Genomic DNA, 21,179 nt, shown 5'->3' with positions numbered 1-21,179 from the left:
GGGCACGCCGGCGAATCCATGACGCGGCGGCTCGGCACCGCCTTCGGCGTACTGACCGGCCTCATCGTGCTGGTCGGGGGCGGCGTGCTGACCGGTGCCCTTCTCGAGAACGCCACCAACGACGAGATCGTCGACCGGGTGCAGCCGTCCCTGGCCGACAACCTGCGCCTGCATGGCGAGGCCGACCACATGCAGCGCTCCATCCGCGGCTATCTGATCACCGGCGATCCGGAGCAGCTGGAGCACTACCGCGAGGCGCTCCGCAGGTACCCGGCGGTACTGGCCGATGCCCGTGACCATGGCTCTCCTGAGACCGACCGGAATCTGGCGAAGCAGGAACAGCAACTCAAGGTGTATCTGAGCTACGCCGAGCGACAGGCCAAAGCCGTACCGAGAAGCGCGGAGGCCGCCAGGCTCACCCGGGAGGCCGGGCCCCGGTACGAGGCGTTCGAAGTCACCAACCACGAGCTGGAGCGTCAGCTGACGGTGGAGGAGCGCCAGCTGCAGGACCGCGCCGACACGATCCTCCACGCCAGCGCCGCGGGGTTCGGCGTCCTGCTGGCCACGGCCATGGCCGCCGCCGTCTACACGGCGCTGCGGACCACCCGTGGTCTGGTCCGACCGCTCAAGGATGTCGAACGCGCACTCGGTCGGCTTACGGCCGGGGACCACTCGGCCCGGGCGAAAGAGCAGGGCCCCACCGAGATCCGGGCCGTGGCCCGCTCGGTGAACACGCTCGCCGACGAAGGCGACCGGCTGCGCGGGATCCAGAACGACCGGCGCCGGCTGTCGGAGGTCGCCCGGCGGGTCGGCATCGAGATCCGCGAGCGCCTCGACGCAGACCAGGTCCTGGACGCGGCCTGCGCGGGAATCGGCGAGGGCCTGAAAGCCGACCATGTGTTCGTCATGCTCACCGAGGGTGAGAGCCCTGTCGTCCCCGTTGCGCGGGGATGGTCTGCGAAAAAGGGCCTGCTCTCCGCCAACCACCCTGACCTGCTCCCGCCCGTCCCCGCCGAGGTGGTGCGCGAGCACTACCGGCAGGGAACCACGTGGGTCATCCACAATCTCCCCGACTATCTGTCCGAGGGCACGGCCCTACCGAACGCCCCGGGCTCCTTCGGTGAGGCCGGACTCCCGAAGGACGCACGCGCCGCGGCCGAGGCGCTGGGCCTGTGCTCGGTGGTGGTCACCCCGATCGGAGTCGTCGCGGACGAGCCGCTCGGCGCCGTGCTGATCTCCCGCTGTCGACCGGACAACCGCTGGCGGGAAGTGGAGATCGAAATCGCGGAGTCAATGGCATCCGGTCTCGGCCGCGCCCTGCACAACTCACTGCTCTACAGCCAGGAGGCGCGCCTGGTGGAGGAGTTGCGGGGCCTGGACCGGGCCAAGAGTGAATTTCTGTCCACCGTCTCCCACGAGCTGCGGACTCCGCTGACCAGCATCGTGGGATACATCGAGCTGCTCATGGACGAGGACACCGGCCCGCTCTCGGAGCCGCAGCGGCGCATGCTGGACGTCGTCGACCGCAATGCCAACCGGCTGCGCGCACTGATCGAGGATCTGCTGACCCTCTCCCGGATCGAGTCGGGCCCGTTCAGCTCGCAGAAGGCGCCGGTGGACCTGCGCCGACTGGTGAGTTCGGCGGTGGACGCCATCCAGCCGGCCGCCACGGCCGCCTCCATCGACCTGGAGACGGACTGCCCGCAGGAGCCGCTCATCCTGGAGGCGGACAGCGAGCAACTGGACAGGGTGCTGATGAATCTGCTGTCCAACGCGGTGAAATTCACGCCCGGCGGGGGGCAGGTGAGTGTCCGGGCCGCCGCGCGGGACGGCGAGGTGGAACTGAGCGTCAGCGACACCGGCATCGGCATCCCCGCCAAGGACCAGAAGGAACTCTTCAACCGCTTCTTCCGGGCCTCGAACGCCACCGACGCGGCCATCCCGGGCACCGGGCTCGGCCTGACCATCGTCCGGACGATCGTCGCGAACCACGGGGGTGAGATGGAGGTGCGCTCTCAGGAGGGCGAGGGCACCACCGTCACCGCGCGGTTGCCGCTGGCGGCAGTGGACGGTACCGCGCAGCCCACTTGATCCTCCCATCTCGCCCGGCGAGTCCCGCGGGCGTCATCCGCCCGTCGCCCCGGCGATCCGCTCGGCGAGCCGGCCCACTTCGTGGAGGAACGAACGGTGCCCGAGGGAGCGGTAGACGTCGTCCCCCCGGACCTGCGAGACCGCCGCGGCTTCGAGCAGTGCCAGCACCCCCAGGCCGATCACCGCCGCCTCCGCGTCCGTGACCGGTTCACGGCCCTTGCGGATCAGCCGTACCAGCTCCTCCAGCAACTGCGTCCGGATCTCGTGCCGCAGCGCCTCCGCCTCCTGGCTCATGCCGGCCGAGGACACGAAGAAGACGGTCGCGGCGGACCGGTGCTCGCCCAGCCAGACCACCAGCGCCGTGACGGCCGGACCGATGTCCGCGCCGGGCTCGTGCGCCTCGGTGAGCGTCTCCAACTGCTCGCGCAGCGCGGCGGCGAACACCCTCATACCCTCCACCAGGACCTGGTCCTTGGAAGAGAAGTGGTAGTACACCGCGGCCGACGTCATCTCCGCCCGAGCCGCGATGTCGGCCACGGTCACCTCGTCCGGAGGCTGAGTGGCGAAGAGCTCCGTGGCTGCCTCGATCACCCACTGCCTGCGCGAAGGGCGGTGAGCTGCGCGGGTTCCGGATGTAGTCATGGTGTCAAGTATGCCGTGACCTTGGTACTCCGGAGCCACGCAGGTACCAGGGTTTACGGACTCGACCTGTGGGAGTAACTGGATAACATGGTCACTACGCCGGGGCTCACAGGCACCGGTCGCGGCAACCGCCAGGGAGCATGATGGCCACCACGAACGGCAAGCAGCCCGCCCACCGTCCCTCGCGACGTCAGCACATCATCAGCGCCGCCGTCCGGGTCTTCGGCCGCAACGGCTTCGCGGAGACCAGTGTGCAGGACATCGCGGACGAGGCACAGGTGGTGCCCACGGCCGTCTACTACCACTTCGCGGGCAAGGAGGAGCTGCTCGAACTCGCCATGCGGCGGGTCTTCGACCAGCTGAACACGGTCGTGGAGACGGCCCGGCCGGACACCGAGCCCGGAGACGCCGAGGGACTGATCCGCGTCATCGACGCCGTGTGGGACTGGGTGGAGGGGAATCCGGACGAAGCCCGGCTCTACCAGGTTCAGATCGCCTCCGCCAACGGCAACATCAAGCTGCTGCGCGACGAGTTCGAGCAGCGACACATCCAGCGTGCGTACGACTACCTGCCCGAGAGCTCCACCCGCAGCCCGCGGGCGGCCAAGGCACGGCACGCCTCGCAGGCGCTCGCGGTGCGCACGCTGATCAGTACGACCATCCTGGTGACCGCGCTGCGCGCCGAGGGCGGGCCGCTGTCCCGGATGCCGGCCCGGTCCGTGCACGAGGCGGTCAGGTCGCTGGCACTGCGCATCGTCGCCGCCGGCCAGAAGGCCGAGCCCGCGGCCACACCGGCATAGGGCCTGTCCGGCGGACAGGCTGCCCTGGACGAGGATGCGTCGGTTCACCAGGGCAGCGGTCTGCGCTCGGCGAACAGCCCGCCTGTCGTCCCGTCGCCTTCCGGCAGGGTCGCCAGCCAGACGGGCGTGTCCGCGCCTTCCTCCGGCCCGCGCGGCGCGGCCGGGCCGCCCATACCGCTGCGGGTCCAGCCGGGGTCGGCCGCGTTGACCAGGACGCCCGTGCCGGCCAACTCACCCGCGAGCATCCGGGTCAGCGCGTTGAGCGCGGTCTTGGAGACGCGGTAGGAGGGATGCCGGCCGGAGTCCATCAGCGCGAGTGAGCCGTACGAGCTGGTGAGGTTGACGATGCGTCCGTAACCCGCCCGCACCATGCCCGGGACGACTGCCTCGGCCATGCGCCAGGCCCCCACGAGGTTGATGTCCAGGGTGGAGCGCAGGACCTCCTCGTCGAGGTGCGGCGGCCGCAGCTCGCCGTCCAGGGACACCCCGGCATTGTTCACCAGTACGTCGATTCGGCCCCCGCCGCCGATCAGTTCCCCGGCCTCGCGCACCGCATCGGTGACGCTCTTCGCGGAACCCACGTCCAGGGCGAGCGGCAGCGCCGCCGGGCCGATGGCGCGGCAGACCTCCTCGGCGGCCTCCCGCTTCCGCGCCCCGACCAGGACCCGCAGCCCCCGGTCCGCGAGCTGTCGGCAGATCTCCGCGCCGATCCCGCGCGCACCGCCGGTGACCAGGGCGGTTCTGTGCTCGCTCATGAGAGTTCTCCCTCGTTCTCCGCCGGCGGGCCATGGGCGCGCGCGGCTGGGCCGCTCAGACCGTCAGCACCGCGCACGCGCTGATCCCGGGCGCCCCGTACACATGGGTGAAGCCCACCCGGGGACCGCCCGGTACCTGCGCTCCCGGCGCGCGGCCCTGCAACTGCCGAACGACCTCGTGGAACTGACGAAGCCCCGAGGCTCCGACCGGTTCGCCGCCCGCAAGGCACCCGCCGTCGGTGTTGACGGGGATGCGGCCCGTGGGGTCGGTGTCTCCCGCGGCCAGCAGTTGCTCCTGCTCGCCGTGCTCGCACAGCCCGGTCTCCGCCAGGTGGATCAACTCCGAGCCGCTGTCGGTGTCCTGCAACTGGGCCACCCGCACATCGGCGGGCCGCAGACCGGCCCCCTGGAACACCGCCTGGGCGGCGTCGACGCTCGGGCTGCGGTGCGGCCCCGGCGGCAGCCAGGGCGAGAACACCTCGAACGAGCCGAACCGCCTGGTCCGGAAGGCCAACGAGGCCAGCTTGACCGGCTGTTCGCACAGGTCGAACGCGCGGTCGCCGCGGGCCAGCACCAGCGCTGCCGCGCCCTGGCCCGGGGAGCAGAACATGTACTGGGTGAGCGGCGGGCTGACCTCGGCGGAGTCGAGGATCTCCTCCACCGTCAGCTCCTTGCGCCGCCAGGCCAGCGGATGGCGGGAGCCGTTGCGGAAGGCGCGCGCGGCCACCATCGCCAGCGCCCGCTCCGGAATTCCGTGCTCGTGCAGATAGCGCTGTGTCTTGAGGGCGAAGAACTGGGTCGTCAGCATCATCCCGGTCTCCGCGTACCAGTCAGGAAGACCGTAACGGGCCGCCGACACATGGAACGCGCCCCGCTCGTGCTTGTCGAACCCCACGGCCAGCCCCAGTGACGCCTCGCCCGCCCGCAGCGCGTTGGCCACCGCGAGCACCGTCGATGCGCCGGTCGCGCAGCCGTTCTGCACATTGACGAACGGCACACCGGTCAGCCCCAGTCGGCCCACCAGCGTGTCCGGCTTGCCGGACACGTCGGAGCCGCCCGCCGCGTACCCGATGTCCTCCCAGGCGACACCGGCGTCGGCCAGCGCCTCCCGCACCGCGCCCACGGCCATGTCCATCCCGGTCACGGACTCGTCGCGGCCGAAGGGATGCATCCCGCAGCCGACCACGTAGATGTCGTCGGCCCGGCTCATCGCTGTCCTCCCAGATCCGCACGGAACGCGAACGTCAGCACGTCGGTCCCGTCCTCGTCCCGGTACGCGGGCACCGTGGTGAGCCGAACCGGAAGCCCGATCCGTACCTCCGGGCGGGACACCTCCAGCCGCGCCTCGACCAGCACCTCACCGAGATCCACATAGCCGATGTGATACGGCCGGTGGCCATCGGCCGGCGGCCGGTAGGGCGGCTTGGGCCCGAACGCCTGCAGCGTCCACGACCACACCCGGCCCCTTACCGGCAGGGGGTGCGCGGACATGGTCCCGTCCGAGCACCTCGGGCAGGAGTCCTGCCGGGGAAAGACGACGGTGCCGCATCCGGAGCAGCGCGCCCCCACGAGGCGCGGGGGATCGGCGCCGTCGAACAGGCCGTCGTCGATGGGTCTGGTGGTCATTCTGTCGTCCTGTTCTCCTGCCGGTCCACGGGCTACCACCCCAGCAGCCCGGCGAGCCGTTCCCGGTGGTGCGCGGTGCCGCCCAGCAGCACGGCGTCGGACTGCGCGCGCCGGAAGTACAGGTGCGCGTCGTGCTCCCAGGTGAAGCCCATGCCGCCGTGCAACTGGACGCACTCCGCCGCGACGAACGTGAACGCCTCGCCGCACCAGGACTGAGCCACCGCGGCGGCCTCCGCGAGCGCTTCCGGAGACCCGGCCACGCGGACGGCCCGGACGACCGCGGACCGCGCGGACTCGACTTGGAGCAGCATGTCCGCGCAGGTGTGCTTGACCGCCTGGAAGCTGCCGAGCGCCCTGCCGAACTGGGTTCGGTCCCGTACATGTGCGACGGTCATGTCCAACGCGGCCTGCGCACCGCCGAGTTGCTCGGCGGCCAGCGCCACCAGGGCGGTGTCCAGGGCGCGGGTGACGACCTCCGTCCCCTCGCCTCCGGCGGTCAGGGCACGAGCCCGGGCGCCGGAGAAGGTGACGACCGCCTGGCCGCGGCTCAGGTCCAGGGTGGGCACCCGGCGCACGGTCACGCCCGGTTCGCGCGGGTCGGCGAGGAACAGGTCCACGCCGTCGGGACCGGCGGCCGCGACCACCAGGGTCTCGGCGTCGGCTCCGTCCAGTACGAAGGGCGCGGTGCCGTCAAGGATTGCGACGCCACCTCGCCATGTAACCCCCACCGGCACGGCGTCCGGCCGCCACACGCCGTCGGGCGCGGCCACCGCCAGCGCGTGCACGCGTCCTTCGGCCAGCTCCGCCAGCGGCTTCGCGGCGGTACCGCAGCCGGCCAGCACCTGTCCGGCCAGCACGGTGGAGGACAGCAGCGGCACCGGCGCCAGCGTCCTGCCGAGTTCCTCGCAGACCACGGCGATCTCCGCGAGGCCGCCGATGCCTCCCACGTCCTCCGGCAGGCCGAGGGCCGCGAGACCCACCTGCCGGCCGAGGGTGTCCCACAGGCCGGCGTCGATGCCGGGGGAGTGCTCGTCGAGCGAGCGCACCGCCGCGACGCCGCCGGCGTCCGCGCACACCGACCGTACGGTCTCGCGCAGGTCCTCCAGTTCGGACTCGGACAGTCCGGACTCGGAGGCCGCGGTCACTTCGCCGGCGGGGTCGGTCACAGTGGTCATGTCGCTGTCCCGTTCCGTTCGCTCCCACGCCCGCGCAGCACGCTGTGCGCCGCCGCCATGCGGGCGACCGGCACGCGGTGCGCCGAGCAGGAGACGTAGTCCAGTCCCAGGTCGTCGCAGAACGCGATCGACTCGGGATCCCCGCCGTGCTCACCGCACACGCCGAGTTTGATGTCCGGCCGTACGCTCCTCGCCCGCTCCACGGCCAGGGCGATCAGCGCGCCGACGCCGTGCGGGTCGAGCCGGGCGAACGGGCTGGCGGTGAGGAATCCGCGCTCCTGGTACGAGGCGAGCACCTGGCGTTCCACGTCGTCCCGGGAGAAGCCGTAGGTGAGCTGGGTGAGGTCGTTCGTGCCGAAGGAGAAGAACTCGGCGTGCTCGGCGAGTTCGGCGGCCAATAGGGCGGCCCGCGGCGTCTCGATCATCGTGCCGAGCCGGTACGGCACCTCCACACCGGTGCGAGCGGCCACCGTCGCGGCGGCGTCGCGCACGAACCCGGCCGCGGCCTGAAGCTCCTCCGGCAGGCTGACGAGCGGGATCATCACCTCCAGCTGGGGCCGGACACCGGTCGCGGCGACATCGGCCCACGCGGAGAAGAGCGCCTCGGCCTGTGCCGGGTACAGCCGCTCGTGCAGCAGCGCGAGACGTACGCCGCGCAGCCCGAGCATGGGGTTGGCCTCGCGCAGTGACGCGGCCCGCTGCTCCGCCGCCTCGTCCCCGGCCTCGCCGGGAGCGGGCAGGAACTCATGCAACGGCGCGTCGAGCAGGCGCACGGTGACCGGGCGGTCGCCGACCGCGGCCAGCAGCGCCTTGAAATCCTCGTGCTGTGCGTGCTCCAGGGCGACCAGCGCCTCGTCGCGGGCCGCGGGGTCGGCGGCCAGGATGACGCTGCGGATCAGGGGCAGCCGCTCGCCGAGGAACTGGTGTTCCGTACGGCACAGGCCCACACCCTCCGCGCCGAGGGCGACGGCGGTGTTCACCTCCGCCGCGGTGTCGGCGTTGACCCGTACTCCGAGCCGCCGCACGTCATCGGCCCACTCGAGCAGGGTGGACAGCTCCGGCGGCGGTCCGGCGACGCTGATGCTCAGCGTTCCGGCGTAGACGGCGCCGGTGCGGCCGTCGAGCGACACCGAGTCGCCCTCGTGCAGCACCCGGTCGCCGATCCGTACCGTGCCGGCCGTACGGTCCACCCGCAGTCCCTCGGCACCGCACACCGCCGGCGTGCCGGCGCCGCGTGCCACCACGGCCGCGTGTGAGGCGATGCCTCCACTGCCGGTGAGGACCGCGGCGGCGGCCAGCATGCCGGGGACGTCGGCCGGTGTGGTCTCGTGCATCACCAGGACGGCGTGCGTGTCCTTCGCCGCCAGCTCCAGGGCGCGTTCGCTGGAGAGCGCGACGACGCCGGTCGCGGCCCCGGGGGACGCGGGCAGTCCGCGGACGAGAAGGTCTTCGTCGCCGGTCAGCTTCAACTGCGGGTGCAGCAGTTCCTGCACCTGCGCGGGACTGATCCTGCGTACCGCGTCCTCTTTCTCCAGTGCCCCGTCCTGGGCCAGGTCCGCCGCGAGGCACACCGAGGCGCGCAGCGGCGGACGGCTCTGTACGGAGGCGGCGAGCAGGGAGATCTCGCCGTCGCGCACCTCGAAGTCGACGCAGACCGGTGCGTGCAGATGGCGTTCGAGGGTGAGCAGCGAATGCTCGAGGAGGGTCGTGCCCGCCGTCAGTTTCTTGAGCGGTTCGCCGGTGTGCGGGGGCGGCGCGCTGCGGCGTACGCCCCGGAAGAACGAGCCCTCGGCCGAGAAGCGGCCGGTCTCGGGGTGGCGGCTGACCGCCGTGCCGTAGCCGGAGCGGTCCGAGGGACCGACGCGCAGCGCCTGTACGTGCAGGGCGATGCCCAGGTCGGCGGGGAGTTTCTGAGCCTTGCGGGACCTTCTGGCGCGCGGTGAGTCCCAGCGGGCCAGGACCGCCCGGGCGGCCAGGGCGAGCTGCTCGGCCGGGTCGTCGGGGAAGGGCCGTCCGGCGTGCCGTGCGACCAGGGACAGCAGTGCCTCGACCCGGGCGCGGGGCTCGGGGGCGTCGAGGAGCGCGTCGTCCAGTACGGCGGCCGGTATGTCGAGGGCGTACTCCGCGATCATGCGGACCGTGGCCGCCCACACCTCGTGGAGTCCGTCCGCGCGGCCGATGACGGTGCACAGGTCCCCGGCGTTGTCCGGGGTGGCGCCGAGACAGGCGAGGTCGGGCGGCAGCCCGGCGACCTCGCCGGGCGCGCTCGCCGACAGCCGCAGCAGCAGCGGCCGGGCGGCGTCGCCGACCCGGCGTCCCGACAGCTGCTCGACGAGTTCGACGGCCGCCTGTGCGGTGCCGGGCTCGCCCAGCGCCCGCGCGGAGCCCGCGGGCACGGTCAGCCCCGGGACCACCGGCAGCCCCAGGGCCACCAGCCGGTCCATCGCCATGCCGTGCGCGCCCAGTTCGTCGGCGTCCAGTCCGCGGATCCGTCCCTGGCCGTACGGCACCAGGGCCAGGCCGGTGGCCTCCGGGTGGGCGACGGTGCCCGTCGGCCGGTCGGTGATGCTCAACCTCGGCTCCTTCGCACCAGCTTTTCCTCGAGGGCCTCGTCGTCGGCCCGGCTGATCCCCAGGACCAGCAGCAGTTCCTGGTGCAGGCGCATCCACACGGTGTGGTACGAGTCGCACAGCGGGGAGGCCAGCCACTGGGCGCCGCCGTCGTCGAACCGGTCGAGCGCCTCCTCCAGGCCGGTGAGATACCGGCCGCTGCCCGCGAGCAGCCGCTCCAGCCGACGCAGCACCGGCTGGATGGCCTCGTGCACGTCCTCCAGCATCTCGCGCACCTCGGCGTCGTAGACGCTGTCGGTGTGGTCGTTGACGCTGCCGTCCGGGCGGCACTGCCAGGCCGTGCAGACCTCGCGCACCTTCCTGTTGACCGGCAGGAACGCCTCGTAGACGGCGTTGATCTGGTCCTGGAGCTCCGAGCCCGCCGGAATCCGCAGCAACTTCGCCGCGGCGTTCTTGGCGTGCTCGGTGGGCAGGACCATCGGGCCCTTCACCATGGCGAGCCCGGCGTCGACCAGGGGGCGGTACCGGTCCTCCGGCACTCCGCGCCACATGCCGCGCAGGACGAGGTCGATGACGGCATCGGTGAGGGACTTGTCGAGCGTGTCTGTCCGCTCCGCGGCAGCAGAATGCATCTCCACACCATTTTCCTGTGGGGCGCGGGCTCAGGCCGCGCGGCGACGGTTGCCGGGTCGCAGGAACTGCGACGGGTGGTGGGTCGCAGGGACTGCGATCTGTGTTGCCCGGAGGTTACGCCCGAGCGACCCTGTTAGTGAAGAGGTACTCAAGAAACACTTTGCGGCTCTTCCTGTGCCGACCGGGCGGAAGGCGCCCTGCCGCGAGACCGTGCGGCGAGGAAGGACTCCATCGCGGCCTGGGCCTCCGCGCCGCCCGCCAGGGCGGCGATCGAGCGCGCCTCCGCGGCGAGGTGTTTCTCCAGCGGCGCCTCGGCGCCCGCCCGCAGCAGCTCCTTCGCGGCCCGCAGCGCGGTACCGGAGCCGGCGGCCAGCTCGGCGGCGGTCCGGTAGGCGGTGTCGTCCAGTTCGTCGTCCTCCACGACCCGGGACACCAGTCCCCACCGCTCGGCGTCCTCGCCGGTCAGGACCCGGTTGGTGAGGATCAGGTCCGCCGCTCGCCGAGGGCCCAGCAGGCGCTGCAGGATCCATGAGGCCCCGCAGTCCGGGGTGAGCCCGATCGCTGTGTACGCCAGCCGGAAGCGCGCCGACCGGGCCGCCACCACGAGGTCGCCCGCCAGGGCCAGCCCGATTCCGCCGCCCGCCGCCGCCCCGCGCACGGCGCTCACCACGGGCACGGGCAGCTCGTGCAGCGCCTGCACGGCCTCGTGCGCGGCGGAGGCGACCGCGTGCACATAGGAGGCGGTGTCCGCGCCCCGACCGGCGAAGGCGCGCAGGTCACCGCCCACGCAGAAGTTGCCGCCCGCCGCCCGCAGCAGGACGGCGCCGCCCGGATCCGCGGTGACTTCTGCGGCCGCGTCGCGCAGGGCCTCGGCGGTCGGTAGATCCAGGGCGTTTCCACGTCCGGGGTCGTCCAGCAACAGCTCGACGACTGAGTCGGAGTGGCGGACGATCCGGACCGGCTGGGTGCTCATCGGCGGAGTTCTCCCGTCATCGGGAACTGCTTGAGAATGGCGCTCACATACTGGGCCCGCTCTACAGTTTCGGCAATGGGCCGCCCTCTGCTCTCCCCGAGTGAGCCACGCCGCACAGCATTCTTCGCTGACCTGGTAGGCGAGATACTTGACCCGTTGTACAGTTTCGGCGATGCGACGGGCACCGGCGCCCGTACGCCTGTCGGCGGGAGGAACCGTGCCGATCCAGTTCGATGTCGATCCGTCAGTCGCCCGGCTTGCCGAGGCCACGGCCGAGTTCGTCCGCGAGGTGGTGATCCCGGCCGAGCGCGAGTGCGGCGGGTCCGTCCATGACGCACCACAGGCCCTACGGGAGACCTTGCAGAAAGCCGCCCGTGAGGCGGGTGTGTTCGCGCCGCACGTCCCGAAGCGATGGGGCGGACAGGGGCTCGACCTGCGCGGGCAGGCGGTGGTGTTCGAGGCCGCCGGGTACTCCGTGCTCGGCCCGCTGGCGCTGAACTGCGCGTCCCCGGACGAGGGCAACATGCACCTGCTCGAGAAGGTCGCCACCGAGGAGCAGCAGGCGCGCTATCTGCGCCCGCTGGCCGCCGGCGAGTACCGCTCCTGCTTCGCGATGACCGAACCGGCGCCGGGCGCCGGCAGCGACCCCCGCGCGCTGCGGACCACGGCGGTTCGCGTCCCCGGCGGCTGGCGCATCGACGGGCGCAAGTGGTTCATCACCGGGGCCAGTGGCGCCGACTTCGCCATCGTGATGGCCCGCACCGACGGCAGCCCCGGCGGCTCGGGCGGCGCCACCATGTTCCTCGTCGACGCCGGCAACCCGGGCATGCGCATCGTCCGGAACATTCACACGCTGGACGAGAGCCTCTTCGCCGGACACAGCGAGGTCGTGTTCGAGGAATGCGTGGTGGGCGAAGACCAGGTGCTCGGCCAGGTGCACCGGGGCTTCGAGAACGCCCAGGTCCGCCTCGGTCCCGCCCGGCTCACGCACTGCATGCGCTGGCTCGGCGCCGCGACGCGTGCCCGGGACGTCGCCCTGGAGCGCGCGGGGACCCGCGAGGCCTTCGGCTCGCTGCTGGGCGATCTCGGCATGGTGCAGCAGATGCTGGCCGACTCGGAGATCGACATCGAGGCGAGCCGCGCGCTGATCTGGCGTACCGCCTGGGAGCTGGACAACGGCTCGGCCGGTGCTGCGCAGTTCTCCTCGGTGTCCAAGGTCTTCGTGGCGGAGGCGGTGGGCCGCATCGTCGACCGGGCGGTGCAGATCTGTGGCGCGCTGGGCATCTCGGCCGAGGACGCCCCGCTGGCGCGACTGATCAGGGAGGTGCGTCCGTTCCGGATCTATGACGGCCCGTCCGAGACTCATCGCTTCGCCATCGCGCGCCGCGCGGTGAAGCCGTACCGGCGGCCGCGTCCGGCCGGAGCCGCCGACTCCTGACGGAGCGTCGGTCACCTGCCAGACCCTAGTTTCTTGTCATTGACTACAGCCAGTTGATGAGGGTTTACTAGGACGTCCTAGTAATTTACTAGGACGTCCTAGTAACCTGGCCCCCCACCCGTCGCCCGTCCCCACGGGCAGGCCGTCCGGAGTACACCGTGAGCGATGGCACCACACCGCAGCTTCACCAAGCGCAGCACCCGGTGCGCCTCGTCACCGCGTCCAGCCTCTTCGACGGCCACGACGCCTCGATCAACATCATGCGGCGCATCCTCCAGGCGCAGGGGGCCGAGGTCATCCACCTCGGTCACAACCGCTCGGTGGGCGAGGTCGTCGACGCCGCCCTGGAGGAGGACGTCCAGGGCGTGGCCGTCAGCTCCTACCAGGGCGGCCATGTCGAGTACTTCGAATACCTCGCCGAACTCCTCCGCGAACGCGGCGCCAGCCATGTGAAGGTCTTCGGCGGCGGGGGAGGGGTGATCGTCCCCGAGGAGATCCAGCGGCTCGCCGACGCCGGAGTACGGATCTTCTCTCCGGAGGACGGGCAGCGCCTCGGCCTCACCGGCATGATCAACACGATCATCCGGGACTGCGACTCGGCACCCTGGGAGGACACCCCCGCCCAGCTCGCCGCCGTACTCGCGGGCGAACGCCCTGCCCTCGCCCGGCTGCTGAGCGCCCTGCAGACGGCCACCGTCCCGGACCAGGACCTTGACGCGCTCCGCCGCGCCGCGGCCGCCCGCTCGGTACCCGTCCTCGGCATCACCGGCACCGGTGGCGCGGGCAAGTCCTCCCTCACCGACGAACTCGTACGGCGGCTGCGCGTCGACCAGCAGGACAAGTTGCGCGTGGCCGTGCTGGCCGTCGACCCGACCCGGCGGCGCGGCGGCGGAGCCCTGCTCGGCGACCGGATCAGGATGAACAGCCTCGACGGCGACCGGGTCTTCTTCCGGTCCCTGGCCACCCGCGGCCATCACGAACTCCCCGAAGGCCTCACCGACTCCATCGCCGCCTGCAAGGCCGCCGGATACGACCTGGTGATCGTGGAGACCCCCGGCATCGGGCAGGGCGACGCCGCCATCGCCCCGTACTCCGACGTCTCGCTGTACGTCATGACGCCCGAGTTCGGCGCCGCCTCCCAGCTCGAGAAGATCGACATGCTGGACTTCGCCGACGTCGTCGCCATCAACAAGTTCGAACGGCGCGGCGCGGCGGACGCGATGCGCGACGTCGGCCGCCAACTGGTCCGCAACCGCGAGGCGTTCGGCTCCCGCCCCGAGGACATGCCGGTCTACGGGACCAGCGCCGCCACCTTCAACGACGACGGCGTCACCGCCCTCTACCAGCACTTGCTCGGCCTGCTCACCGAACACGGCCTCCCGGCCGGCGCCGGCACCCTCCCGGTGACAGACGTACGCCACTCCAGCGGCGCGGCGCAGATCGTGCCCACCACCCGGGTGCGCTACCTCGCCGAGATCGCCGAGACCGTACGCGGCTACCACGCCGACACCGCCACGCAGGCCGACGCCGCCCGGCGCGTCCAGCGTCTGACCGCCGTACGCGACGAACTGACCGCGGTCGAAGCATCCACCGCCGACGTCGAGAAACTGCTCGCCGACGCCGAGGACGGCCTCGACGCGTCCGCGCGCCACCTGCTGGAGGACTGGCCGGAGACCGTACAGGCGTACTCGGGCGAGGAACTGGTCACCGTCACCCGCGGTCGCGAGCAGCGCACCGCCCTGGTCCGCGAGTCCCTGTCCGGCAACCTCGTCCCCCGGGTCGCCCTGCCCCGCTATGTGGACCACGGCGAACTACTGCGCTTCCTGCGAGCGGAGAACCTGCCCGGCCGCTTCCCCTTCACCGCCGGGGTGTTCCCGTTCAAGCGCGAGGGCGAGGACCCGGCACGGATGTTCGCCGGCGAGGGAGACCCGCAGCGCACCAACCGCCGCTTCCGCTATCTGTCCAAGGACAGCGAGGCCACCCGGCTGTCCACCGCCTTCGACTCCGTCACCCTCTACGGCCATGACCCGGCCCTGCGTCCCGACATCTATGGCAAGGTCGGCACCTCGGGCGTCTCCGTGGCCACCCTCGACGACATGAAGGCGCTCTACGCGGGCTTCGACCTCACCTCCCCCACCACCTCGGTCTCCATGACCATCAACGGCCCCGCGCCCACCGTCCTGGCCTTCTTCCTCAACACCGCCATCGACCAGCGACTCGACGCCTTCACCGCCGAACAGGGCCGCGAACCGACCGCCGAGGAGACGGCCGAGATCCGGGCCTACGTCCTGCAGAACACGCGGGGCACGGTCCAGGCCGACATCCTCAAGGAGGACCAGGGCCAGAACACCTGCCTGTTCTCCACCGAGTTCAGCCTGCGGATGATGGCCGACATCCAGGAGTGGTTCATCGAGCAGGGCGTACGCAACTTCTACTCGGTGTCCATCTCCGGCTACCACATCGCCGAGGCCGGCGCGAACCCCATCAGCCAGCTCGCCTTCACCCTCACCAACGGCTTCACCTACGTCGAGGCGTACCTCGCCCGCGGCATGTCCGTCGACGACTTCGCGCCCAACCTGTCCTTCTTCTTCTCCAACGGCATGGACCCCGAGTACACCGTCCTCGGCCGGGTCGCCCGCCGCATCTGGGCGGTCGCCATGCGCGAGAAGTACGGGGCGGGGGAGCGCAGTCAGAAACTCAAGTACCACGTCCAGACCTCGGGTCGCTCCCTGCATGCCCAGGAGATGGACTTCAACGACATCCGCACCACCCTGCAGGCCCTCATCGCCATCTATGACAACTGCAACAGCCTGCACACCAACGCCTACGACGAGGCCGTCACCACCCCCACCGAGGACTCCGTCCGCCGGGCCCTCGCCATCCAGCTCATCATCAACCGCGAGTGGGGCCTGGCGATGAACGAGAACCCGCTCCAGGGCTCGTACATCATCGACGAACTCACCGACCTCGTAGAAGAGGCGGTACTCACCGAGTTCGAGCGCATCAGTGAGCGCGGCGGAGTCCTCGGCGCCATGGAGACCGGCTACCAGCGCGGCCGCATCCAGGACGAGTCGATGCTCTACGAGCAGCGCAAGCACGACGGCACGCTGCCGATCATCGGCGTCAACACCTTCCGCAAGCCCGGCGGTGACAGCGAACACGGTGCGGTGGAACTGGCCCGCGCCACCGAGGGGGAGAAGCAGTCACAGCTCGCCCGCGTCGAGGACTTCCGCGGACGTCACCGCACCGAGGCGGAAGCCGCCCTCACTGAACTCAAGCGCGCCGCCACCAGCGGCGAGAACGCCTTCGCCGTGCTGATGGACGCCGCCCGGGTGTGTTCGCTCCAGCAGATCACCGAGGCGTTCTTCGAAGTCGGCGGAGAGTACCGCCGCAACGTCTGAACACGCCCGTCTCCTCGCCTCCTCGCCTCTTCGTCTCTTCGCCCCAAGCAAAGGCCACCCGCATGGAAACTGTCTCGCGTCTCGGTGTCGTCGGCTGCGGTCTCATGGGCTCCGGCATCGCCGAAGTCGCCGCCCTCAGCGGCAGCGGCATCGACGTACTGGTCGCCGAGTCGTCCGCCGACGCCGCCGCGGCCGGCCGCCGACGCGTCGAGGCATCCCTCGACCGCGCTCTGCGCCGCGGCAAGATCAGCGAGGAGGCGCGGGACGGCGCGCGCTCCCGGCTGACCTTCACCGACGACCTCAAGGCCATGGCCGACCGCCAGTTCGTCATCGAGGCCGTCGCCGAGAACCGCGACCTGAAGACCGGCGTCCTGAAAACCCTCGACCAGGTCGTCACCGATCCCGAAGCCGTTCTGGCCACCAACACCTCGTCGATCCCCATCGTCGACCTCGCGGTGGCCACCGAGCGGCCCAGCCAGGTCCTGGGCATCCACTTCTTCAACCCCGTGCCCGTACAAACCCTCGTCGAGATCATCCCGGCCCTCACCACAAGTCCCGAGACCCTTGTACGGGCCAGAGCCTTCGCCTCCGAAGCCCTGGGCAAGGAGGTCGTCGAGGCGACCGACCGCTCCGGCTTCGTGGTCAACGCACTCCTCGTGCCCTACCTGCTCGCCGCGGTCCGCATGGTGGAGTCCGGATCCGCGACCCCCGAGGACATCGACCGCGGCATGGAACTGGGCTGCGCCCACCCCATGGGCCCGCTGCGCCTGCTCGACCTCATCGGCCTGGACACCGCGCAGGCGGTCGCGGAGTCGATGTACGAGGAGTTCAAGGAGCCGCTGTACGCGCCCCCCGCGCTGCTGCGCCGCATGGTCGCGGCCGGCCGGCTGGGCCGCAAGAGCGGCCACGGGTTCTACGACCACACCGCCACGCGAAAGTGAGAACGCGGACGGCACGGCTCGGGGCGACCTGGCGGCTGGTCACCCGTTGCCGGCTCGAACTCGAGGCGGTCATGTTCAGCCACGCACAGGGCTCGGGCCGCCTCTGATCGGATCGGTGTCAATGCGGGATTGCGGCCGTCCGGTGGGTACACGGGCAGGTGCCGGGCCACATCGAACGTGACCCCTCGATCTGGAGGCGATCATGACAGAGCGGACCCATACGACCATGGAGTCGCACCCGGACATCCTGGATATGCGGGAACGCCACACCCGGGCAGAGCGGGCCGTGACGACCCAGCGGGGGCAGGCCGTCGAAGCGCTGGCGCTCGCCACCGGCGTCTATCTGGCCGCATCCCCCTGGATCGCGGGCTTCAACGGCTTCACCACCCTGGCCGTGAACAACCTGATCACCGGCATCGCCTACGCACTGCTCCTCGGCGGCTTCGGCCAAGCCTACGAGCGCACGCATGCCCGCGCGTGGGCCGCCGCCATGATCGGTGTCTGGACCATCGTCGCGCCGTGGGTGGTGTCCGGAAACGTGGACACGACACGCACCGTGGTCAACAACATCATCGTCGGCGCCGTCGCCCTGCTGCTCGCGCTCGCGGCAAGCTCGGCGGCGGGCGGCACCGACCGGGGCGGTCGTGGCCGCTCCGCCCGGATGACCCCCTGACCGGGGTGCTGCGCGCCGGCCTGCCAAGTGACGGTGACCGCGGGGGCACGCGGTCACCGTCACGGCGCATCATCGGACCGCATCCCGCCGCCCCGGCCTGGGCCGGGGCGGTCGGCACTGACGACCCCAAATTCATGGGTGGGTTCCGGGATCTGCGCGCGGACGTGCTGCAGCACGCGGCCTCGGAGGAGCAGTACGAGTTTCCCCGGCTGCGTGAGAACACCGGTGCGCAGCAGCTCTCCCTGATGGCCACGGCTGTCCGGGCCGCCGAGGCCATGGCGCCCACCCGCCCGCATCCGGGCGTGGAGTCCGTGGCCCAGAACCTCGCCGTCGGGCCCGTGGCGGCTGTGGTCGACCGTACCCGCGACGCCGTGCGCAAGGCGATGGGCGGCAAGGACAGCTGATCCCGCAGACAGGCCCCGTGGCTGGTGCCCGGCGGCCACGACAGGCTCGTGGTGCGGCACCCACGCCCCGGCTGTGCGGTTCGCCCGGTTGAGGCAGGGCGAACCTGGTCGGCGGGGTTTGACCCACGGCTCCGTGCCTACCCAGGAGTTGTGGCTCGGTCCAACGACGAGGTCGCCGCTCTGTTCCACGAGTATGCGGACCTGATCTCGATCACCGGCGGGGACGCGTTCAAGGCGCGTGTCTACGAGAAGGCCGCCCGCGCGATCGGCGGTCACCACGCCGATGTCGGCACGCTCGACGTGAAGGGCCTGCAGCAGATCCCCGGTGTCGGCAAGTCGATCGCCGAGAAGGTCGTCGAGTACTTCCGCGACGGCAGTGTGTCCGCCGTGGAGGAACTGCGGGCGAAGATCCCCGCCGGGGTCCGGCAGCTGACGGCCATCCCCACGCTCGGCCCGAAGAAAGCCCTGGTGCTCCACGAGGAGCTGGGGATCTCCTCCGTCGAGGAACTGGCCGACGCGATCCACGCGGAGCGGCTGCGCGACCTGAAGGGCTTCGGCCCCAGGACCGAGGAGAACATCCTCCACGGCATCGAGCTCCTGCAGTCCTCCGGGGAGCGAGTCCTGCTCGACGTGGCCCTCGACCTCGCCGAGGAGACCGTCGCCGAGCTGTCCCGGGTGACCGGTTGCCGGCTGTGCGCGTACGCCGGGTCACTGCGCCGCTTCCGGGAGACGATCGGTGACATCGACGTCCTCGCCGCGGCGACGAAGCCGGTGCCCGTCATGCGGGCCTTCACCGAGCTGCCGTACGTCACGGAGGTCATCGCCCACGGCGAGAAGAAGACGTCGGTCCGCACCGGCAAGGGGCTGGCCATCGACCTGCGGGTCGTGCCGCCCGACTCCTGGGGCGCCGCTCTGCTGTACTTCACCGGCTCCAAGGCGCACAACATCCGCATCCGTGAGATCGCCGTGCACCAGGGGCTGAAGCTCTCCGAGTACGGGCTGTTCGACGCCGAGAGCGGCGAGAAGATCGTCTCCGCGACGGAGGAGGACGTGTACGCCCGACTCGGCCTGCCGTGGATCGAGCCCACGCTGCGCGAGGACCGCGGCGAGATCGAGGCCGGGCAGCGCGGTGAACTGCCCGACCTGGTCACGGAGTCCGACATCCGGGGCGACCTGCACACCCACACCGACCTCACCGACGGCCTCGCCCCGCTGGAGGAGATGGTCCGGTCAGCGGCGGAGCGCGGCTACGCCTACTACGCGATCACCGATCACGGACCGGACCTGTACATGCAGCGCATGACCGACGAGCGGATGCTCGCCCAGCGCGATCAGGTAAGGCAGCTCGACCGCGCGTACGGCAAGGAGCACGGCATGCGGCTGCTGCACGGTGTGGAGCTGAACATCGCTCCGGACGGCGGCGTGGACTGGCCGGCCGGCTTCCTGGCGGGCTTCGACCTGTGCGTGGCCTCGGTGCACTCGCACTTCAACCAGGACCGCGCAGCGCTGACCCGGCGGATCGTGCGGGCCTGCGAGAACCCGTACGTCAACATCATCGGCCACCCCACCACCCGCATCCTCGGCAAGCGGCCGGGCATCGACGCCGACCTCGACCAGATCTTCGCCGCCTGCGCCCGCACCGGCACGGCCCTGGAGGTCAACGCCCATCCGGACCGGCTCGACCTGCGGGACGAGGACATCCTGCGGGCCCGGCGGCACGGCGTGAAGTTCGCGATCGACAGCGACGCCCACTCCGCCCTCCACCTGGCCCACATGCGGTACGGCGTGGGCACGGCACAGCGCGGCTGGCTCACCAAGGAGGACGTGATCAACACCTGGCCGCGCACCCGGCTGCGACGCTTCCTGGAGAAGGGCGGCCGACCGACGTAAGCGGCAGGCAGGACGGCAGGATCAGCCGCAGCCATGGGGTCATGGCCCGGTCGCCGCCGTGAGGGTGCCGTCCGACTCCAGGATGATGCGCACGCCGCGGCTGATGCGGTCGAGGGTGGTGCGGAGCCAGGTGCGGTCCCCGGTCGGCGCGGGCTCCAGCCGCATGCGGCGGGCGCGCAGGGGGACCATGCGCAGGCCGGTCAGCCGTCCCGTGTCCGCCGCCACCGTGACGACGTAGGCGATCCGGAGGTCGTCGCGGTACTCCTCGTAGCCGGGGATGCCCTCGTAGTCGTCGATGAAGTCGCCGCAGCCGTGCAGGACCAGCCGCTCCCGGTACACCTCGAGCGGGCGGGGGTGGTGCGAGGAGTGTCCGTGGACGAGGTCGACTCCGGCGTCCACCAGGGCGTGCGCGAAACGGACCTGGTCGCGGGGGACGAGATAACCCCAGTTGGTACCCCAGTGCACGGACACCACCACGATGTCGCCCGCACGCCTTGTCTCCTCCACGTTGCGGACCACCGCGTCGGCCGCTGAGGCCGACAGTTCGGGGACGTGAGCGACGCCCGAGCGGTCCGCGGTCGCCGCCCAGTCGGACGGGATGCCGCTGGAGCGTGCCCCGAGGGCGAAGACAAGGACGCGGCCACCTGGAGAGACCGGGACCGCCGCGGGCGCGTACGCCTCGTCCGCGTTCTGCCCCGCGCCCGCCGTCCGCAGACCCGCACGGGCCAGCGAGCCGAGGGTTTCGTCCAGGCCCGCGCGGCCGAAGTCCAGCACGTGATTGTTGGCCAGGACGCAGACGTCCGGCCGGGCCACCGTGAGGGCGGGCAGGTTGTCGGGGTGCATGCGGTAGTGGACCGCCTTGCCCGGCGCGAACGCCTTACTGCGCGTCACGGCGGTCTCCAGATTCACGATCCGGACGTCCGGGCCGGCCTCCTCCAGCAGCCGCAGTGCCTCACCCCACGGCCAGGACGGATCGACGGGAGCCGGAATCGGGCCACCCACCGCCTCCGCCATCCGGACGTAGGACCGGGCGTCCACGACATAGCCCTCCCGCAACACCGGATCACCGGGGTTCGGGAGGATCTGATCGACGCCGCGCCCGAGCATCACGTCCCCGCACAGGAACAGCGTCACCACGCCGTCGCCCATACCTCCACCCTAGGCGGC

General features: G+C 71.3%; 17 protein-coding genes. 8 read left to right on the top strand and 9 right to left on the bottom strand.

Annotated elements, in window-relative coordinates:
• Positions 1-18: 18 nt before the first annotated feature.
• Positions 19-2,091 (top strand): ATP-binding protein, encoded by a 2,073-nt coding sequence (locus ACFYO2_RS24925; protein ID WP_388353006.1) that lies wholly within the window; start codon positions 19-21, stop codon positions 2,089-2,091.
• A 33-nt stretch (positions 2,092-2,124) separates the two neighbouring features.
• Here the strand turns inward: ACFYO2_RS24925 and ACFYO2_RS24920 are convergent, their stop codons facing one another.
• Positions 2,125-2,733: a TetR/AcrR family transcriptional regulator gene (locus ACFYO2_RS24920; protein ID WP_388353003.1), complete on the bottom strand. Its 609-nt coding sequence runs from the start codon at positions 2,731-2,733 to the stop codon at positions 2,125-2,127.
• Between the two features lie 140 nt (positions 2,734-2,873).
• On the opposite strand from ACFYO2_RS24920, the gene ACFYO2_RS24915 reads away from it, so the two are divergent.
• Positions 2,874-3,533 (top strand): TetR/AcrR family transcriptional regulator, encoded by a 660-nt coding sequence (locus ACFYO2_RS24915; protein ID WP_388353000.1) that lies wholly within the window; start codon positions 2,874-2,876, stop codon positions 3,531-3,533.
• A 44-nt stretch (positions 3,534-3,577) separates the two neighbouring features.
• Here ACFYO2_RS24915 and ACFYO2_RS24910 read toward each other — a convergent pair whose 3' ends face one another.
• The 7 genes from ACFYO2_RS24910 to ACFYO2_RS24880 all read right to left on the bottom strand — a co-directional run bounded on the left by ACFYO2_RS24910 (position 3,578) and on the right by ACFYO2_RS24880 (position 11,265).
• Positions 3,578-4,288, bottom strand: a complete 711-nt coding sequence (locus ACFYO2_RS24910; protein WP_388352997.1) for an SDR family NAD(P)-dependent oxidoreductase — start codon at positions 4,286-4,288, stop codon at positions 3,578-3,580.
• A gap of 55 nt (positions 4,289-4,343) precedes the next feature.
• Positions 4,344-5,498, bottom strand: coding sequence for a thiolase family protein (locus ACFYO2_RS24905; protein WP_388352994.1), 1,155 nt, complete (start codon positions 5,496-5,498; stop codon positions 4,344-4,346).
• On the bottom strand, positions 5,495-5,914 hold the full coding sequence (locus ACFYO2_RS24900) for a Zn-ribbon domain-containing OB-fold protein (protein WP_388352990.1): 420 nt from the start codon (positions 5,912-5,914) through the stop codon (positions 5,495-5,497). The genes ACFYO2_RS24905 and ACFYO2_RS24900 overlap by 4 nt, the downstream gene beginning before the upstream one ends.
• 32 nt (positions 5,915-5,946) lie before the next feature.
• A complete protein-coding gene (locus ACFYO2_RS24895; RefSeq protein ID WP_388352987.1) occupies positions 5,947-7,089 on the bottom strand; it encodes an acyl-CoA dehydrogenase family protein in 1,143 nt (380 codons plus the stop codon).
• On the bottom strand, positions 7,086-9,662 hold the full coding sequence (locus ACFYO2_RS24890; protein ID WP_388352984.1) for a putative PEP-binding protein: 2,577 nt from the start codon (positions 9,660-9,662) through the stop codon (positions 7,086-7,088). The genes ACFYO2_RS24895 and ACFYO2_RS24890 overlap by 4 nt, the downstream gene beginning before the upstream one ends.
• Complete coding sequence (locus tag ACFYO2_RS24885; RefSeq protein WP_388353520.1) at positions 9,659-10,291, bottom strand: hypothetical protein; 633 nt, start codon at positions 10,289-10,291, stop codon at positions 9,659-9,661. The genes ACFYO2_RS24890 and ACFYO2_RS24885 overlap by 4 nt, the downstream gene beginning before the upstream one ends.
• Positions 10,292-10,440: 149 nt before the next feature.
• Positions 10,441-11,265, bottom strand: a complete 825-nt coding sequence (locus ACFYO2_RS24880; protein WP_388352981.1) for an enoyl-CoA hydratase/isomerase family protein — start codon at positions 11,263-11,265, stop codon at positions 10,441-10,443.
• 172 nt (positions 11,266-11,437) lie between these two features.
• Between ACFYO2_RS24880 and ACFYO2_RS24875 the strand changes: the two genes are divergently transcribed.
• The 6 genes from ACFYO2_RS24875 to polX all read left to right on the top strand — a co-directional run bounded on the left by ACFYO2_RS24875 (position 11,438) and on the right by polX (position 20,012).
• A complete protein-coding gene (locus ACFYO2_RS24875) occupies positions 11,438-12,703 on the top strand; it encodes an acyl-CoA dehydrogenase family protein (RefSeq protein WP_388352979.1) in 1,266 nt (421 codons plus the stop codon).
• Positions 12,704-12,861: 158 nt separating this feature from the next.
• Positions 12,862-16,104 (top strand): fused isobutyryl-CoA mutase/GTPase IcmF, encoded by a 3,243-nt coding sequence (icmF, locus tag ACFYO2_RS24870; RefSeq protein WP_388352976.1) that lies wholly within the window; start codon positions 12,862-12,864, stop codon positions 16,102-16,104.
• A gap of 62 nt (positions 16,105-16,166) precedes the next feature.
• Positions 16,167-17,045: a 3-hydroxybutyryl-CoA dehydrogenase gene (locus ACFYO2_RS24865; protein ID WP_388352973.1), complete on the top strand. Its 879-nt coding sequence runs from the start codon at positions 16,167-16,169 to the stop codon at positions 17,043-17,045.
• Positions 17,046-17,247: 202 nt separating this feature from the next.
• Positions 17,248-17,718, top strand: a complete 471-nt coding sequence (locus ACFYO2_RS24860; protein ID WP_388352970.1) for an SPW repeat protein — start codon at positions 17,248-17,250, stop codon at positions 17,716-17,718.
• A 134-nt stretch (positions 17,719-17,852) separates the two neighbouring features.
• Positions 17,853-18,122 carry a hypothetical protein gene (locus ACFYO2_RS24855; protein ID WP_388352966.1) on the top strand — a complete coding sequence of 90 codons (270 nt, stop codon included), beginning with the start codon at positions 17,853-17,855 and terminating at the stop codon, positions 18,120-18,122.
• A 150-nt stretch (positions 18,123-18,272) separates the two neighbouring features.
• Positions 18,273-20,012 carry a DNA polymerase/3'-5' exonuclease PolX gene (gene polX, locus ACFYO2_RS24850; RefSeq protein ID WP_388352964.1) on the top strand — a complete coding sequence of 580 codons (1,740 nt, stop codon included), beginning with the start codon at positions 18,273-18,275 and terminating at the stop codon, positions 20,010-20,012.
• A 39-nt stretch (positions 20,013-20,051) separates the two neighbouring features.
• Here the strand turns inward: polX and ACFYO2_RS24845 are convergent, their stop codons facing one another.
• Positions 20,052-21,161, bottom strand: a complete 1,110-nt coding sequence (locus tag ACFYO2_RS24845) for a CapA family protein (protein ID WP_388352961.1) — start codon at positions 21,159-21,161, stop codon at positions 20,052-20,054.
• Between the last annotated feature and the right edge of the window lie 18 nt (positions 21,162-21,179).

The organism is Streptomyces sp. NPDC006602 (assembly GCF_042870385.1).
Taxonomy (GTDB): domain Bacteria; phylum Actinomycetota; class Actinomycetes; order Streptomycetales; family Streptomycetaceae; genus Streptomyces.
The sequence above is the reverse complement of the archived record's forward strand: the minus strand, read 5'-3'. Positions and strand labels throughout refer to the sequence as shown.

Coding starts and splice junctions, on each gene's coding strand:
- ACFYO2_RS24865 (WP_388352973.1), top strand. CDS start 16,167: ATGGAAACTGTCTCGCGTCTCGGTGTCGTCGGCTGCGGTCTCATGGGC.
- ACFYO2_RS24880 (WP_388352981.1), bottom strand. CDS start 11,265: ATGAGCACCCAGCCGGTCCGGATCGTCCGCCACTCCGACTCAGTCGTC.
- ACFYO2_RS24900 (WP_388352990.1), bottom strand. CDS start 5,914: ATGACCACCAGACCCATCGACGACGGCCTGTTCGACGGCGCCGATCCC.
- ACFYO2_RS24910 (WP_388352997.1), bottom strand. CDS start 4,288: ATGAGCGAGCACAGAACCGCCCTGGTCACCGGCGGTGCGCGCGGGATC.
- ACFYO2_RS24920 (WP_388353003.1), bottom strand. CDS start 2,733: ATGACTACATCCGGAACCCGCGCAGCTCACCGCCCTTCGCGCAGGCAG.
- ACFYO2_RS24915 (WP_388353000.1), top strand. CDS start 2,874: ATGATGGCCACCACGAACGGCAAGCAGCCCGCCCACCGTCCCTCGCGA.
- ACFYO2_RS24845 (WP_388352961.1), bottom strand. CDS start 21,161: ATGGGCGACGGCGTGGTGACGCTGTTCCTGTGCGGGGACGTGATGCTC.
- ACFYO2_RS24905 (WP_388352994.1), bottom strand. CDS start 5,498: ATGAGCCGGGCCGACGACATCTACGTGGTCGGCTGCGGGATGCATCCC.
- ACFYO2_RS24860 (WP_388352970.1), top strand. CDS start 17,248: ATGACAGAGCGGACCCATACGACCATGGAGTCGCACCCGGACATCCTG.
- ACFYO2_RS24925 (WP_388353006.1), top strand. CDS start 19: ATGACGCGGCGGCTCGGCACCGCCTTCGGCGTACTGACCGGCCTCATC.
- ACFYO2_RS24885 (WP_388353520.1), bottom strand. CDS start 10,291: ATGCATTCTGCTGCCGCGGAGCGGACAGACACGCTCGACAAGTCCCTC.
- ACFYO2_RS24855 (WP_388352966.1), top strand. CDS start 17,853: ATGGGTGGGTTCCGGGATCTGCGCGCGGACGTGCTGCAGCACGCGGCC.
- ACFYO2_RS24875 (WP_388352979.1), top strand. CDS start 11,438: ATGCGACGGGCACCGGCGCCCGTACGCCTGTCGGCGGGAGGAACCGTG.
- ACFYO2_RS24895 (WP_388352987.1), bottom strand. CDS start 7,089: ATGACCACTGTGACCGACCCCGCCGGCGAAGTGACCGCGGCCTCCGAG.